Below are 1,411 nucleotides of genomic sequence, written 5' to 3' on the forward strand. Positions count from 1 at the left end.
ACACAGAGACAGAGGAGAAAGAGGAGATAGATTTGAAAAGGCAGAAAAAACTTTCAGATTTCTCGCAAAGGCGCAAAGGACGCTAAGAAAAGCCCCCATTGGCGACCTTTGCGTCCTGGCGAGAGCATGGCAAGAGAAAATTTCGTAACCGTTCACCGCACAGACACAGAGACGCAGAGAAAAAATTAAAATCTATTCACCAGAGACAGAAATTTCCTTTTTTTTGTGCATTTCGGGTCTTTCGTTGTTTATTAATCTTTTAATACGGACTTTTGACTAACTGTTTTTAAGCCTTTTTAAACACCGAAAAACACGAAAAAAAGATGTTTTCCTCTCTGTTTCTCTGCGTCTGTGCGGTAAAGGATTACCTGAACGGTTACGAATTTTTAATCAACTTTAGTAAGTTTTACCAAAATAGTAGAAGATATTTTTAAAAAATTCTCGGTCAGCCTCTTGACAAGTTCAGATATGTATGATAATCTTTATTGAGGAAGAAAATATGCACAAAAAGTTCATCCTCGGATTTATATGTGGGATAATTGTGGGTGTGCTACCTTTGGGAATTAAATTTTGGCTACATAAAGAGGCTGAACAACCGAGTTTTACTCATCTGCAAATTTCAAAAGAACCACTAAAAAAAGGGATAGTAGAAATTTTTTATCCTGAAGAAAATGCTACTCAAAAAAAACTCGCTCATCAAATATTAGAAATTTTAGTCAAAGAGTATGAAATGATAGAAAAGGTTCTAGAAATTCCTCAAGAGAACCTTTTATCATATCAACCTTATGGACTGGTTTTTTGTGAAGACATAGATGATATATTTTTAAAATATACAAATAAGGGTTTAGTTCTGGTAGATGGGATATTATGTTATCCCGTTGTTGCAGAGACAATCTTTCCCTTTCGTGAGTCCAAAACTCGGCTTCGACTTGTCTATACCTTGCCCAAAGAATTGGTTAAAGGTATCATAAAAGAAAAATTAAAATTAAAAGAGGATGGAGTTTGGTTTGCCGAAGGGATAGGTGGGTATATTGGATTTTTATGCTGGCAAAGATTTGACCGATATGCCTTTTTTAATTATGAATATCCGAGAATACTTAAATTATACGCTAATAAAAAACCAGGTCAGGAAACGATAGACCTGACAGATTACCAAATCTCCAAAGAATTGGAATATTTCTATACTCCTGCCTCTACCTTTATTATAATTGACCTGGTAAATCGACATGGTCGAGGGATTGTGGCTAAAATTATCTCTAAATTGACAACCTCCAATAATAAAATTGGCTCTAAAGAAATAGCCCAAACTATTAAAGAATTAACTGGTGATGATATACTTTCAGGATTAAAGGTAGTCTCTTTAGAGAAGGTTGAGGAAAGATTTAAATCATTGAAGTTAAAATTATTGTAA

General features: G+C 34.4%; 1 protein-coding gene. It reads left to right on the forward strand.

Annotated elements, in window-relative coordinates; genetic code table 11:
* Positions 1-472 precede the first annotated feature (472 nt).
* The gene (locus AB1422_19470) at positions 473-1,411 is read left to right on the forward strand and encodes a hypothetical protein (GenBank protein MEW6621482.1); all 939 of its coding nucleotides are present in this window, start codon (positions 473-475) and stop codon (positions 1,409-1,411) included.

This window comes from bacterium, from assembly GCA_040757115.1.
GTDB lineage: Bacteria > UBA9089 > CG2-30-40-21 > CG2-30-40-21 > SBAY01 > JBFLXS01.